This window comes from Embleya sp. NPDC056575, from assembly GCF_042793325.1.
Taxonomy (GTDB): Bacteria; Actinomycetota; Actinomycetes; order Streptomycetales; family Streptomycetaceae; genus Embleya.
This window is the reverse complement of the sequence record NZ_JBHTVA010000025.1, coordinates 87,695-101,411: the sequence shown is the minus strand read 5'-3', so window position 1 is coordinate 101,411 and position 13,717 is coordinate 87,695. Positions and strand designations below refer to the sequence as shown.

Below are 13,717 nucleotides of genomic sequence, written 5' to 3'. Positions count from 1 at the left end.
GCCCCGACCTCGGGTGGGGTCGGGGTCGGGGTCGGGACGACGTGGGGTGGGTTCAGTGGGAGGTGGACGCGAGCACCCGGTCCCGATCGGCCGCCAGGGTGGGGTAGTCGATGTAGCCTTCCTCGCCGCCCGTGTACATCAGGTACGCGTCGCGGATCGGGTTGAGCGGGGCGCCGGTGCGGAGGCGGTCGACCAGGTCGGGGTTGGCCAGGAAGGCCCGACCCAGGGAGATCAGGTCGGCTCCGGCCGCCAACAGCCGCTCGCCCGCGTGCCGGCCGCCGTCGGCGGGCAGCGGCCCTCCCCAGCCCAGGTTCGGGTTGGCGATCAGGGTGCCCGTCCAGAGTCGGCGGATCTCTTGGAAGACGGGCTGGTCCGGGTCGGCGAACACCACGTGCAGATAGGCGGGTTCGAGTTCGGCGAGAGCGGCGACCAGGGTCGGGTAGATGGCCTCGGTGTCGCCCTCGGCCATGCCGTTGGCGGTGACTCCGGGCGAGATGCGTACGCCGACCCGGTCCGCACCGATCGTGTCGACGATGGCCCGGACCACCTCCAGGGTGAAGCGGACGCGGTGCGCGACGGGGCCGCCGTAGGCGTCGGTGCGGTGGTTGGTGTTCTGCCCCAGGAACTGGTGCAGGAGGTAGCCGTTGGCGGAGTGCACCTCGACCCCGGCGAAGCCCGCGTCGATCGCGTTGCGCGCCGCGGCGGCGAAGTCGGCGACGGTGGACCGGATGTCGTCGAGCGTCATGACCCTCGGGACCACCGCCTCTTGGGGTCCGTCCGGGGTATGGATCGGCTCGGGGAGCGGGATCGCGGAGGGGGCGAGCGGGGTGAAGCCGCTGTTGTCGGGGTGGCCGACCCGGCCGCCGTGCTGGAGTTGGAGGAACATCCGCCCGCCCTCGGCGTGTACCGCGTCGGTGACGCGCCGCCACCCGGCCACGTGGTCCCGGTCGTGGATCGCGGGGATGTGGGGGTAGGTCAGCCCCACGGCGTTCGGCGTGGCGGCCTCGGCGATGATCAGCCCGGCGGTGGCGCGTTGTGCGTAGTAGGTGGCCATGATCGAGCGCGGGACGCCGTGGGCGTCGGCGCGGTTGCGGGTCATCGGCGCCATCACGAGGCGGTTGGGCAGTTCGAGGCCGCCGAGCCGGGTGGGCCGGAAGAGGGGGCTCGTGGTCGCGTCGGTGTGCACGGTGGTGTTCATGATCGTCTTCGTCCTTCCGTGGCGGGGGTCTCCCACCGGGCGGGTCGTCGGTTCGAGGTCTTGGGGCCGGGATCGGGACGCCGTGCGCCCTGGGAGTGCGATGAGGTCGGGTGCTCCTCGGTGACGGAGACGACTCTGTCCGGGGGCGCTTCGGGGATGCTTCGATGGCGCTGAGGGTCCGCTGAGGGTTCGCTGATGCCCGGTATGTACGGTGAACCGCATGCGATACGGGGTGCTGGGTCCGCTGATGGTGTGGGACGACGAGGGGGCGCCGGTCCGGGTCCCCGAGGCGAAGGTGCGGGCGCTGCTGGCCGACCTGCTGGTCCACGAGGGGCGGCCCGTCTCCACCGATCGGCTCGTCGACGACCTGTGGGGCGAGGAGCCGCCGGGCAACCCCGCCAACGCGCTCCAGGCCAAGGTCTCCCAGTTGCGCCGGGTACTCGGGCGCAAGCGGGTGGTGTACCAGCCTCCGGGCTACCGACTGTCCGTCGACGCGGAGGCGGACGAGGTGGACGCGGACCGTTTCCGGTCGCTGGTGGCCGAGGCGCGCCTGGCCGGCGACCCCACCGTGCGCGCGGCGCTGCTCACTCGGGCGCTGGGGTTGTGGCGGGGGTCGGCCTACGCCGATTTCGCCGACGCGGAGTTCGCCCGGACGGCGGCGCGGCGGTTGGCCGAACAGCGCCTGGCGGTGGTCGAGGAGCAGGCCGAAGCACGCCTGGAGTCGGGCGAACATACTTTGCTGATCGGTGAGTTGACCGACCTGGTGGCCCGCCATCCGCTGCGCGAGCGGCTGCGCGCGGTGCAGGTGCGGGCCCTATACCTGGCGGGCCGGCAGAGCGAGGCGCTGGCGTCGTACACGGACCTGCGCAGGCTCCTGGCGGACGAGTTGGGAGTGGATCCGGGGCGGGAACTGACCACCCTGTACGAGGCGATCCTGCGCCAGGACCCGACCCTGGCACCGACGGGGGGCGGGGCCTCGTCGAGCGGCCGGGCCGCGTCGGGAGCGCAAGCCGCGTCCCGGACCGGCGACTCGTCGGGAGCCGACACCTTGACGGAGGCCGACTCTCGGTCGGGGGGCGGCGCCGCGTCGGGGGCCGGCCCGGCTCCGGGCGCCGGGCCGAAGGCGGCGGCGTCCGGGGCCGCCCGGTCCAATCTCCCGGCCCCGCTCACCGCCCTCGTCGGGCGCGATGCCGACGTGGAGGAGGTCGGTCGGCTGATCGGGGGCGCGCGGCTGGTGACGTTGACCGGGCCCGGCGGTGTGGGCAAGACCCGGCTCGCGATCGAGGCCGCCGGGCGAGTGCACGCGGACCTCGTCGACGAGGTGTGGCTGGTCGAACTCGCCGGGCGACACGGCGAGACGGCCGATCTGGTACAGGGCGTCGCCGCCGCGCTCGGCATCCGCGACGACACTCCCGCCGGCCTGCCCGGCCTCGGCGAGCCCGAACATCCCGCCGACCGGCTCGCCGCCGCCCTGCGCGATCGGCGCCCGCTCCTCGTCCTGGACAACTGTGAGCACGTCGTGGAATCGGCGGCCCGGCTCACCGAGGTGTTGCTGCACCGGGTCCCGGGACTGCGCGTACTGGCCACCAGCCAGGAGCCGTTGGGCCTGACCGGCGAAACGTTGTTCCTGGTCGAACCGCTGCGCCCCGAGGACGCGGCGGCCCTGTTCGCGGCCCGCGCCGCCGCCGCGGCGCCGGGTTTCTCGCTCGACGCGGCCACCCCCGAACTGCGCGCGTCCGTCGCCGAGATCTGCCGGCGCCTCGACGGCATCCCGCTCGCCCTCGAACTGGCCGCCGCCCGCGTGCGCGCCCTGGGCGTACCGGAGTTGGCGGCCCGCCTCGGCGATCGTTTCCGAGTCCTGACCTCCGGACAGCGCGGCGCGCCGGCCCGCCAGCGCACCCTGCGGGCGGTGCTCGATTGGAGCTGGGAACTGCTCGGCGCACCGGAACGCGTCGTGCTGCGCCGCCTCGCGATCCACACCGACGGATGCACCCTGGACGCCGCCGAGGCGGTGTGCGCCGGCGACGGAGTCACCCGGGACGAGGTACTCGACCTGGTCGGCCGCCTGGTCGACCGCTCACTGGTCGTGATGGCACCGGGGCCGGCGGGCCCCCGCTACCGCATGCTCGAATCCGTGACCGCGTACGCCCTGGAACGCCTGGACGAGATGGCGGACCTCGCCGACGTCCAAGATCGCCACCTGCGGCACTACCTGGACCTGGCCGAAGGGGCCGAACCGCACCTGCGCGGCGCCGAACAACGCGCGTGGCTCGACCGGTTCGACGCCGAGGCGGGCAATCTGCGGGCCGCCTTGGACGAGGCGATCCGGCAGGCCGGCGCCGGTCGCCCGGAGGGAGCGCACGCGGCGGTCCGCCTGGTCCGCGCGCTCGCCTGGTGGTGGTTGCTGCGCGGCCGGCTGGTCGAGGGCCGCCGGGCCCTCGTGGCGGTCCGCGCGATCGCCCCGACGGCCCGTGCCGCCGGCCCCGCCGCCGCCGCTGCCGCCGCCGAAATCGGCGTCCTGCACGACGCGTTCGCGTTGCTCACCGGCGATCGACCCGCCCGGACCGCGTTCCCCGACGCGGCGATCGAGGATACGTCGCGGCGCGGCCGGCTCGCCTGGCTGTACGCCTACGCCCTGTTCAACGGCGGCGATCCCGTCGCGAGCGCCCGCGCCAACACGCACGCGCTGGTCCTGGCCGCGCGGGACGAGGATCGCTGGTCCGGGGCCGCCGGCCTCGGCCTGCGCGCGATGCTCGCCCTGGTCGGCGGCGACCTGGCCGACGTCGCGCGCGACGGCCTGCGCAGCGCCGAGCTGTTTCGTGAACTCGGAGACACCTGGGGCGAGTCGCAAACCGTGGCGGCACTGGCCACGATCGCCGAGATCCGCGGCGACTACCCGGAGGCGGTCCGCCGGCACACCGAAGGACTGTGCATCGCTCGCGAGTTGCGGCTCCCGACGGAGATCTCCGCGCGCCTGTCCGGACTCGGCCGACTGGCGCTGCTCGCCGGCGACCCGGAGCGGGCGCACGACCTGCATCGGCGGGCGCTGGAGTCGGCGATCGAGCAGGGCTACGTGTTCGGCGAGGTGCACGCGCGGATGGGACTCGCCCTCGGCGCCCGGCGCTCGGGCGACCTCGACACCGCCGAGACGCATCTGGTGCACATGCTCGACCGGTACGCCGACGTGTCCTCGCGGGCGGGCATCCATCTGCGCCGGTCCGAACTCGGCTTCGTCGCCGAACTGCGCGGCGACGCGGACGCGGCCTCCGCGCACCACCTCCTAGGCCTGGAACTCGCCGGCGTCCTGGGCGAGCCCCGGGCCATGGCGCTGTCCCTGGAGGGCCTGGCGGGTGCGGCGGCGCTGTCCGGGGACCCGGACCGTGCCGCGTTCGCGGCCCTGCTCCTGGGCGCGGCCGACGCGGCCCGCCGCAGCGTGGACGCCCCGCTGCCACCCGGGGAGCGTACCGACGTCGACCGGATCACCGCCGCGACGACGGCCACGCTCGGACCGCGAGCGTTCGCCGAGGCATACGAACGCGGCGCCGCCCTGGACCCGAACGCGGCCGCGCACATCGCCCGCACGACGCCCTCCCCCGCGTAACGAAGGTCGGCGACGGCCCGACGCCCGTGCTCACCCGAGGAGTTCGGTGAGGCGGGCCGCCTGGCGCTCGGCGGTCCCCGGTGGATTCCTGAGGTTCCGCGGATCCTCCATCGACAACAGGAACAGCCAGACGAGGGCGAGCAGGCGTCGGCAGTCCGACACACGCGCGGCCTCCGCCGGGGTGAGGTCGACCCGATCGAGCAGTCGACGCACGTCCAGGGACGTATCCACCCAACTCGATACGTGTTCGGTGATCTCCGCGAGTTCGAAGGCCCGGTCGCTGCGCCCGGACTCCTCGAAGTCCACGACCCGGATCCGCGCCTGTGTCCCGCGCACCGCGTCGTCCGGGCAAGCCCCGGGATCTTCCAGGTAGTTGGCGAGATTTCCGTCGCCGGGACCGAAAACCGCGGGCACCCGCCCGCGACCGAGGGCCCGCCGACCACCACCCCGATTCAGCCAGTGCACGCCCGCCGCGAGGGCCCGGCGGACCGGGGGTGTGGTGTCGAGCCGCCACCTCGCCCACTCGTCGATCCGGGCGATGATCGGATCCTGCTGCCCCGGCCGGACCGGGAGTTCGCGGACGACCTCGTCCGGGACGGCCGCGTACAGCGTGTTCAACGTCGTGGCCAACGCGTCGACACGCTCGTCCCGCACGCTCGTGCCGCGCAGCGCGGCCCCCGGCAGCCGGGACATCACCACGACCGGGCACGACGGTCGAGGATCCCGGCTCACCGGGCGCGGTGCCAGGTCGGGCGCGAAGCGGTGCAGCAGGGTCAGCGCGGTCCATTCCCGCCGGTGGTTGTCGTGCGCTCCGGCGCCGAACGTCTTGACCACCGTGTCGGGTCGGAATTCGAGGGTGTGGGTGCTCCACGGGCCGTTGGTCGTCATCCGGCCCAATCCTGCCGGATGGGCGCGTCTGGCACGGGTGGCCCGACGCGGCCCGCCCGGAGCCGGCAGCCCGCAGGTCAGGCGAGGCGCCCGCCACCGTCGACATGCAGGACGGTGCCGGTCACGTATGGGCTGGTGAGCGCGAACAGGACCGCCCGCACGACGTCGTCGGGCGTGCCGACCCGGCGGGCCGGGTTGCGCTCGGCGACCTGACGCAGGAACGCCTCCTTGTCGGCGCCCATGCCGTCCCAGGCGCCGGAGTCGACGATGCCGGGCGAGACGGCGTTGACCCGCAGCGGGGCGAGTTCCACCGCGAGCGCTTGGACCAGGAAGGCCAGCGCGCCGTTGGTGGTGGCCATCACCACCCGCCCGGGCGCGGGCCGCCACGCGGCCACACCGGAGAAGAAGGTGAACGAGCCGCCCTCGCGCATCCGGCCGGCCAGGTGCTTGGCGAGCAACATCGGCCCGATCACCTTGGCCGCGAACGCGCGCTCCACGGAGGCGAGTTCGAGGTCGGCGACCGGACCGTTCGCGGGCATCGCCGCGGTCGAGACCAGGTCGTCGAAGCTCCCGACCTCGGCGGCGAACGCGGCGATCGAGTCCTCGTCGGCCAGGTCGAGGGCCAGGGTCGCGGTCGGCCCGGGCAGTGTGTCCGCCGTCTCCCGCAGCCGGGCCGGGTCCGGACCGGCGAGGATCGTTTCGGCCCCGGCGGCCGACACCCGCGCGGCCAGGGCCCGGCCCATGCCGGATCCGGCCCCGACGACGACGATCCGCCGCCCTTCGAGGCTCGGGGCGGGGGTGTGCGCGGCGGTCCGGGAGAGGTCGGGCGTGACAGACATGGGTGGCACCTTCGTTGCTCATGCCGTATTTCGGGTGCATACGGCCGTGTATCCCGACTCTGCGGCACACCCCACCCATACGTCCAAGGCATAGTTTCTATCTCTGCCATAAACTGCGTCTATGGCAACGTTGCGGCAGTTGGAATACCTGGTGACCGTCGTCGACGCCGGGTCCTTCACCCGCGCCGCCGAGCTGCTGCACGTCTCCCAACCCGCGCTCTCGCACCAGATCCAGGCCCTGGAGCGGGACAGCGGGGGCCCGCTCCTGGAACGGCTCCCCCGCGCGGTCCGGCCCACCCCGATGGGCCGCGCGATGTTGCCGCACGCCCGTGCCGCACTCGCCGACGCCGCCCGGGCCCACTCGGCCGCCCGCCGCGTGGCCGGTCTGGAGACCGGCGAACTGCACCTCGCCTCGGTGTACTCGGTCAGCCTCGGCGTGCTCCCACCCGTACTGCACCGGTGGCGCCGCACCCACCCCGAGATCCGGGTGAGCCTGGTGGACCACCGGCACGCCGGCGAACTGCACGAGACGATGACCGCCGGACGCGCCGACCTCGCCGTCGGCCCGCCCCCACCGCGCTGGGAGGGACCACTGCGCGACCTGGGCGTCGAGGAGTTCGTCGTGGTCGTCCCGGCCGACGATCCGGCCGCCGCCGACGGCGCGACGCGGGTGCGGATCGACACGCTGGCCGAGCGCAGTTGGGTGCACTACGCGGCGGGCAACGGCCTCGCCGACGTGCTGGATCGTGCCTGCGCCGCCGCCGGGTTCCGGCCGAACACCGCCGTACGTACCGAACAGACCGCCGCCGCGCCCCTGCTCGCCGCGGCCGGCCTCGGTCCCACCCTGGTGCCCGCGAACGTCATCCCGCCGCACTTCCCCGGCCGACTGCTGCGCCCCGACCCACCCGTGCGCCGTGCCCTCGCCGCGTACACCCGCCCCCGGCCGGATCCGTTGACCACCGCGTTCCTCGACACGCTCACCGAGCACGCCCGCGTGCTGCCGGCCCACGTGCGCGCCCGGCTCGGTCCCGACCCGGACGGGGCCTGACGCCCGGCGACCGCCGACCGACGTTCGGCCTCCTCGATCCAACAGCACGAAAGCATCATTCGTAGGGGAAACCGGGCTTTCCCACACACGGCGCACTCCGACGCGCGATCATGTCGACATCCCGGGTGTGGGTGTTCCCGCACACCGGGCACGTCGAGCGAAGGAGTCGCCGGATGGCGTCGTCGGTTGAGGAACTGCGCGTGGCGCTGGAACGGGAGGCCGATGAACTGGCCCAGCGTCGCGAGGAGTTGGAAACGGAACTGGCCGAGGTGGAGCGACAACTCGACGCCCGCCGCAACGCGGTCGCACACCTGACGGTGATCCGCCCCCTCGTCGCGTCCGTACCGCGGCCCCGCAGGGAGCAGAAGTCCGCGCCGCCCGCCGCCGCTCCGGACCCGGCACCCGCGCCCAAGGCCGCGGCCGAGGCCAAGCGCACCACCCCCGCGCCGCGCCGTCGCAAGGCCGCGCCCCGCCCCAAGGCCGCCGCCCCGGCACCGGCCGGCCCGCGCCGGAAGGCCGCCCGCGCCCCGAAGGCCGCCGTCCCCGCGCCCGCCGCCGAGCGTCGGGTCCGCACCCACCTGCGCGACGAGATCGCCGCACTGCTGAGCGCGAGCGAGCAGCCGATGAACGTCCGCCGACTCACCGAAGCCCTGGGCGAGGAGCCCACGAAGAGCCGCCTGGAGAGCGTCCGCACCTCCGCCGAGGGCCTGGTCAAGGCGGGCCGCGCCGGCAAGGCCGGCAGGGGCCTGTTCACCGCCTCCGGCTGACCGGACCACCCGCGCCCACGACACCGCCCGCACGCCCCACCGGCCCTGAAGCCGACCTCGATCGGCGGCCCGTAGCGCCTTGCGCCGGGCGGGAGTTCGGGGGCCGCGGTGGCCACGGCGGCCCGCCGCGCGCACCTGCCGCGCCGGTCCGCCGCAACCCCGGCCGGCCGTCCGGGTATCCGCCCGGACCCACCCCACCCGAAAACGCGCCGGCAGCGCGGCACGAGCCCCCTCGGGGTCGGTGTGCCGCGCTGCCGCGTGCGCCGGGGGTCAGCGCTCGGCCGGGAGGTCGTATACGTTCTCCGGGGTGACGACGGAGGTGATCGCCTTGGCGAACAGCGTGCTGGGCTCGTTGCCTTCGTGCAGGATGTCGGTGTTGAGCAGGATGACCATCGTGGCGTCCTGCTCCGGCAGATACACCGTCACACTCTCGTAGCCCGGCAGCGAGCCGTTGTGCCCGACCCAGCCGCGGACGCGGAACAGGCCGAGCCCGTACCCGGCGTCGTCGAAGCCGGGCACGGGCACGAACTGCTCCCGCTGCTCCTGCACGGCCGGGGAGAGCAGCGTCCCGGTGGCCACCACCTTCGCCCAGCGGCGCAGGTCGTGCAGGTCGGAGATCATCGCGCCGGCCGCCCACCCCCAACTCGGGTTCCAGTCCGTCGCGTCGGCGACCTCTCCCGTCGGCGTCTGGTCGGTGTACCCGTGCGCGTGCGGCTCCGGGAACTCGGCGCCGCGCGGGAACAGCGTGTTCCGCAGGTGCGCCGGTCCGGTGACCCGCCGGTGGATGAACTCGGCCAGCGGCATCCGGCCCAGCTTCTCCACGACCAGGCCCAGCAGGATGGTGTTGGTGTTGGAGTACTGGAACTCGCTGCCCGGCGCGAAGACGTTCGGGTGCCGGAAGGCGTAGGCCAGCAACTCCTGCGGGGTGAACGCACGGGTCGGGTCGCTCTCCAGCGCCTGTACGAAGTCCGGATCGGCGGTGTAGCTGAACAGACCGCTGCGCATCTCCGCCAGTTGGCGAATGGTGATGTGGTCGCCGTCGGGCACCTCGTCGATATACAGGGAGATCGGGTCGTCCAGCCGGATCCGCCCCTCGTCGACCAGTTCCAGGAGGGCGGTGACGGTGAACGTCTTGGTCTCACTGCCGATCCGCATGTTGAGATCGGGCGTCATCGGCGCACCGGTGGCGATGTCGGCCACCCCCGTCGATCGCACGTAACTGCCCCGACCGGGGAACCACAGACCGACCGTCACCCCGGGCACGCCGGTCTCCCGACGGGTCTGCGCGATCACCTCGTCGAGACGGGCCACGATCGCCGGATCCAGGCCGTGCGACGCGTGGTCGCCGGGGTCCGAGGCTTCGACGCGCGGATCGCCGGCGACGACGATCGTCGGTGGGGCGGCCTGGGCCAGGGGGCCGGCCAGGGTGAGCGGGACGAGGGCGGAAAGTGCGAGCAGGGCGGTGGCGAGGCGGTAGCCGGAGGCACGGCGCATGGCGATATGTCTCTTCCGGAGATGAGGGGACCGGACAGCGGAGGGGACCCGCACGGCCAAGGTGATCATCCGTGCGCGCACCGGAGCGCGCGCCGACCGGCACCGCCCGGCGATTCCACCCGTACGGCCGCCGGCGCCGCACCCGGACGGCCGACATCGCACCCGGGCGCCGACATCGCGGGCCGACCGGCGCCGCCCCTCGGCCCCGATCGGGCGCCCGATAGCCTGAGGCGCACGCTTCCCGGCCGGTCGGGCGTCCAGCTCCACGGATGTCGGTCGCCGATTCGGCTTCGGTCCGGGAGCGGCCGTGTCGGGACCCGAGACACGTGCCGGTCGCGGTCGTCCCGCGGTCGGCACGCGGCCCGACACGACCGGCTCGCATCCCCTACCAACTCGGAGGTTCCCATGTCACAGACGGTCAACTTCAAGGGCAACCCGGTCGCCGTCGCCGGTCGCCTCCCGCAGCCCGGCGACAGCGCGCCCGACTTCTCCCTGGTGGCCAAGGACCTGTCCGACGTGTCGCTGGAGAACTACGCCGGCAAGCGGAAGGTGCTCAACATCTTCCCGAGCATCGACACCGGCACCTGCGCCGCGTCGGTGCGCCGGTTCAATGCGTCGGCGGCCGACCTGACGAACGCCGTCGTGCTGTGCATATCGGCCGACCTGCCGTTCGCCCAGGGCCGTTTCTGCGGTGCGGAGGGCCTGGACAACGTGGTGACGCTGTCCACCATGCGGGGCCGCGAGTTCCTGGAGAACTACGGCGTCGCGCTCACCGAGGGCCCGCTGGCGGGCGTCGCCACGCGCGCCGTCGTCGTACTCGACGAGAACAACGTGGTCGTGCACTCCGAACTGGTCGCCGAGATCGCCGAGGAGCCCGACTACGAGAAGGCGCTCACCGCCCTGAAGTAGGACGTGTCGCGGCGGGCCGATCGGATGGGGCATCCGTACGATCGGCGCCGGCCGCCACGACGCGGGACCGGATCGAGCCGACGACCTCGGCCGATCCGGTCCCCGGTTTCGGAACATCCATTTCGCGCGGAGATCCCCACATCGGCCGCGAATGGTCGATCCTGGTGCGGCCATCCGATGCCAGGTTTTCACCGATTGTCAGCCGGTACGACACCATCCGGCGGGTTCCTCAGGCCGGACGCCCGGATCGCCGGAGAGCATCGGTGCCGTACCGTGCCACGTCGTACCGCGCGTCGGCCGTGATTCGAAACGAGTCCCCGATGTTCGAACACGACGCACCGGACACGCCACGCGCCGCCACCCGCGCCCGGGCCCGCCGCCGGCCGTGGCGCGCCCTCGCCGTGACCGCGTGTGCGGTGGCCGTCCTGGCGTCGTCGACCGCGTGCGGCGGAGGCGACGACAAGAAGGCCGCCGCCGCGCCGCCGCCGAGTGCCGGTCCGCAGACCCCCGGTTCGCCGCCGCCGCCCGCCGCCGGCAGCGCCACCCCCACCGCGTCCGCGTCCCAGTCGTCGGTGCGGCCGTGTGTACCGGTCACCGCGACCGACAAGCCCACGCGCGGCACCCTCACCCGCGAGGACCTGCGCTTCGCGTCCCGCGACCCCAGGCCCGTCACCGGCGACGAGGTCTTCGGCCTCGCACAACTGCCGTACAAGTACGCGGGTGGCATGCTGACCCGGACCTGCGTGAAGACCGTGGACGACTGCACGGCCGTGGCCTTCGGCAAGGCCGCCGAGCAGATCGCGCGATCGGGCTGCGAACGCGGCGTCGTCGCGCTCTACGTGGACAAGGCGAACAACGTCCAGACCACGGTCGGCGTGCTCCAGATGCCCACCGCCGTGGCCGCCGCCACCCTCGCGGTGGACGACCCCGACGGCTTCCGGGCGGTCACGCCGCCGACGGCGTCCGGCGCCGAGAGCTTCGCGCCCGACGCCACCTTCAGCCGGGTCAACGAGTCGCTGTACCGCTACTACATCTACGAAATATCCGGCCGCGCGGACGGCAAGCAGCGCGAAGCCGGCGAGGCGGACCGCCACATCGCCGCCCAGAACGCCGTCTACCACCTCGTCGGCGACTCCCTGGACCGCCGCTCCGCCGGCGCCGCGTCGTAACCGACCGCCCTGCTCGGGACGGCAACCGCCCCGAGCGGGGGTACGGCACACATCCGGCGGTCGTGGGTATCGGATCCGCACGACCGGCGAGTGCCACCCCTCCGCACGACCGGCGATCGCTACCCCGCCACCATCGACAACGCCGACATGGGCTCTCCCGCCCAGATCCGCCGGGAGGCCTCCTCCGGATAGGCGGTGACCGTCGGCTCGGCGGCGAAGACCCGGGTCGCGCGCGATCGCGGCTCGTACGCGGGCCATCCCGGGTCGCCGTCCCTCGCGAAGGCCGTCCAGGCGGCGCGCATGTGGGCGGACAGCGCCTCCGCCTCCTCGGTCGGACCGGCGCCGAACAGCAGGGCGGGTTGGCCCCGATCCAGGTTGCCGAACACGAGCGGGACGTCGAGGCCGTGACAGGCGCCGAGGACACCACCCATGCCGGGTGCGGGCCAGGTCAGTTCGTACACGTGCGCCCGGCCGCCGCCGGCGATCCGCGCCTCGGCCAGATGCAGGCTGGGCATCCGGAACAGCCGGTCGGAGCGCACCAGTTCGTACAATTCCTCCGGACTCGCGTGCGGATACCCGGCGCGGTACCGGCTCGCGGCGTCGCGCTCCGGGCCGAACACGTCCAGGGCGGTCGCGGCCTGATCCTGCGTCACCTCGCCGAGCAGCCCGTCGAGCACGGTGAGCAGGCGCTGTTCGTCGCGCGTGTGGCCGACGAGGAGCGGTACGTCCCGCCCGAAGCCGTCGGCCAGGGCCCGCCACGGTGTGGCCGGGAGCGAATCGCCGTCGACGATCGGCGCGAACGGGGTCGCCCCGTGTGCGGCCGGCCCCCACCGCCCGGCCCAGCGGGTGATCCCGGCGGCCACCGCGTCCCCGGCCGCGGCCAACAACTCCGGCTCCACCTCGGAGAGTTCGGCCGTCGTGGAGCGCAGCCCCAACTCGGCGGCACAACACGCCGCGATGTCGGCGGCGAGTGCCGGCGTGAAGAACGTGCCCTGCACGCTCTGCGCCACGGCCCGGCCGAACAGCCCGGCCGCGCGCGGCATCGCCGACAACGCCGCGACCGACCCGCCGCCCGCCGACTGGCCGAAGACGGTGACCCGGTCCGGATCCCCGCCGAACGCCCGGATGTTGTCCCGCACCCACGTCAGCGCCGCGATCTGATCGAGCAGCCCCCGGTTGGCGGGCGCGCCCTCGATCAGGCCGAAACCCTCGAACCCCACGCGGTAGTTGAGCGTGACCACCACGACGCCGCCGTCCCGCGCCAGTCGCGCGCCGTCGTACTCCGGCAGACCTGACATGCCGACCGTGTAGGCGCCGCCCTGGATCCACACCATCACCGCAAGCCCCGCGCCGGGACCCGGATCGGGCGACCAGACGTTGACCGTCAGCCAGTCGTCGCCCGCGGCGCCGCGCGCCGACTCCGCCATCCCGAGCGCGCCGCCCTGAGGCGGCGGCGGCCCGTATGCCAGGGCCGGTCGCACCCCGTCCCACCCGCGCACCGGCCGCGGCGCGGCGAATCGCAGCGCACCCACCGGCGGCTCGGCGAACGGGATGCCCCGGAAGACCGCGACGCCGGCCTCCCGCCCGCCCCGCACCGCCCCGACCGCCGCCCGCACTTCGGGCTGCTCGACATCGAAGGGCTCGGGGGGCTCGGGGGGCTCGGATGCGCCAGGAATCATCACGAATGCCTTTCGGAGCGGGTCGGGTGCGCACGGCTTCGGCCCGAAGCACGGCGGAAAGCCCGCGTCGCCCCGGACACCCCGGATCATCCCGCCGCACCGAGCCGCGCGCCGGCGATTTACCC

The 13,717-nt window shown here is 73.9% G+C and carries 10 protein-coding genes; 5 read left to right on the top strand and 5 right to left on the bottom strand.

Translation table 11 applies throughout. From position 1 onward, the window contains the following. Positions 1-52 precede the first annotated feature (52 nt). Positions 53-1,198, bottom strand: coding sequence for an alkene reductase (locus ACFRCG_RS21140; RefSeq protein ID WP_380033574.1), 1,146 nt, complete (start codon positions 1,196-1,198; stop codon positions 53-55). Positions 1,199-1,418: 220 nt separating this feature from the next. Between ACFRCG_RS21140 and ACFRCG_RS21135 the strand changes: the two genes are divergently transcribed. Next, complete coding sequence (locus ACFRCG_RS21135) at positions 1,419-4,799, top strand: BTAD domain-containing putative transcriptional regulator (protein WP_380033572.1); 3,381 nt, start codon at positions 1,419-1,421, stop codon at positions 4,797-4,799. 30 nt (positions 4,800-4,829) lie between these two features. Here ACFRCG_RS21135 and ACFRCG_RS21130 read toward each other — a convergent pair whose 3' ends face one another. Both ACFRCG_RS21130 and ACFRCG_RS21125 read right to left on the bottom strand, forming a co-directional pair. Beyond that, the gene (locus ACFRCG_RS21130) at positions 4,830-5,687 is read right to left on the bottom strand and encodes a phosphotransferase family protein (RefSeq protein ID WP_380033571.1); all 858 of its coding nucleotides are present in this window, start codon (positions 5,685-5,687) and stop codon (positions 4,830-4,832) included. Positions 5,688-5,764: 77 nt separating this feature from the next. Continuing rightward, positions 5,765-6,526, bottom strand: a complete 762-nt coding sequence (locus ACFRCG_RS21125; RefSeq protein WP_380033569.1) for an SDR family oxidoreductase — start codon at positions 6,524-6,526, stop codon at positions 5,765-5,767. Positions 6,527-6,647: 121 nt separating this feature from the next. Between ACFRCG_RS21125 and ACFRCG_RS21120 the strand changes: the two genes are divergently transcribed. Together ACFRCG_RS21120 and ACFRCG_RS21115 are read left to right on the top strand one after the other, a co-directional pair. Further along, a complete protein-coding gene (locus tag ACFRCG_RS21120) occupies positions 6,648-7,574 on the top strand; it encodes a LysR substrate-binding domain-containing protein (protein ID WP_380033567.1) in 927 nt (308 codons plus the stop codon). A 173-nt stretch (positions 7,575-7,747) separates the two neighbouring features. Further along, complete coding sequence (locus tag ACFRCG_RS21115; RefSeq protein WP_380033565.1) at positions 7,748-8,341, top strand: hypothetical protein; 594 nt, start codon at positions 7,748-7,750, stop codon at positions 8,339-8,341. 270 nt (positions 8,342-8,611) lie between these two features. Here the strand turns inward: ACFRCG_RS21115 and ACFRCG_RS21110 are convergent, their stop codons facing one another. Beyond that, entirely contained in the window at positions 8,612-9,835 is a 1,224-nt protein-coding gene (locus tag ACFRCG_RS21110; protein WP_380033563.1) for a serine hydrolase domain-containing protein, read from the bottom strand. A gap of 405 nt (positions 9,836-10,240) precedes the next feature. Here ACFRCG_RS21110 and tpx point away from each other — a divergent pair, with 405 nt between their 5' ends. Both tpx and ACFRCG_RS21100 read left to right on the top strand, forming a co-directional pair. After that, positions 10,241-10,744: a thiol peroxidase gene (gene tpx, locus ACFRCG_RS21105; protein WP_380033561.1), complete on the top strand. Its 504-nt coding sequence runs from the start codon at positions 10,241-10,243 to the stop codon at positions 10,742-10,744. Positions 10,745-11,064: 320 nt separating this feature from the next. Then, positions 11,065-11,913: a hypothetical protein gene (locus ACFRCG_RS21100; protein WP_380033559.1), complete on the top strand. Its 849-nt coding sequence runs from the start codon at positions 11,065-11,067 to the stop codon at positions 11,911-11,913. 119 nt (positions 11,914-12,032) lie between these two features. Here ACFRCG_RS21100 and ACFRCG_RS21095 read toward each other — a convergent pair whose 3' ends face one another. Continuing rightward, positions 12,033-13,592, bottom strand: a complete 1,560-nt coding sequence (locus tag ACFRCG_RS21095; protein WP_380033558.1) for a carboxylesterase/lipase family protein — start codon at positions 13,590-13,592, stop codon at positions 12,033-12,035. Positions 13,593-13,717 lie beyond the last annotated feature (125 nt).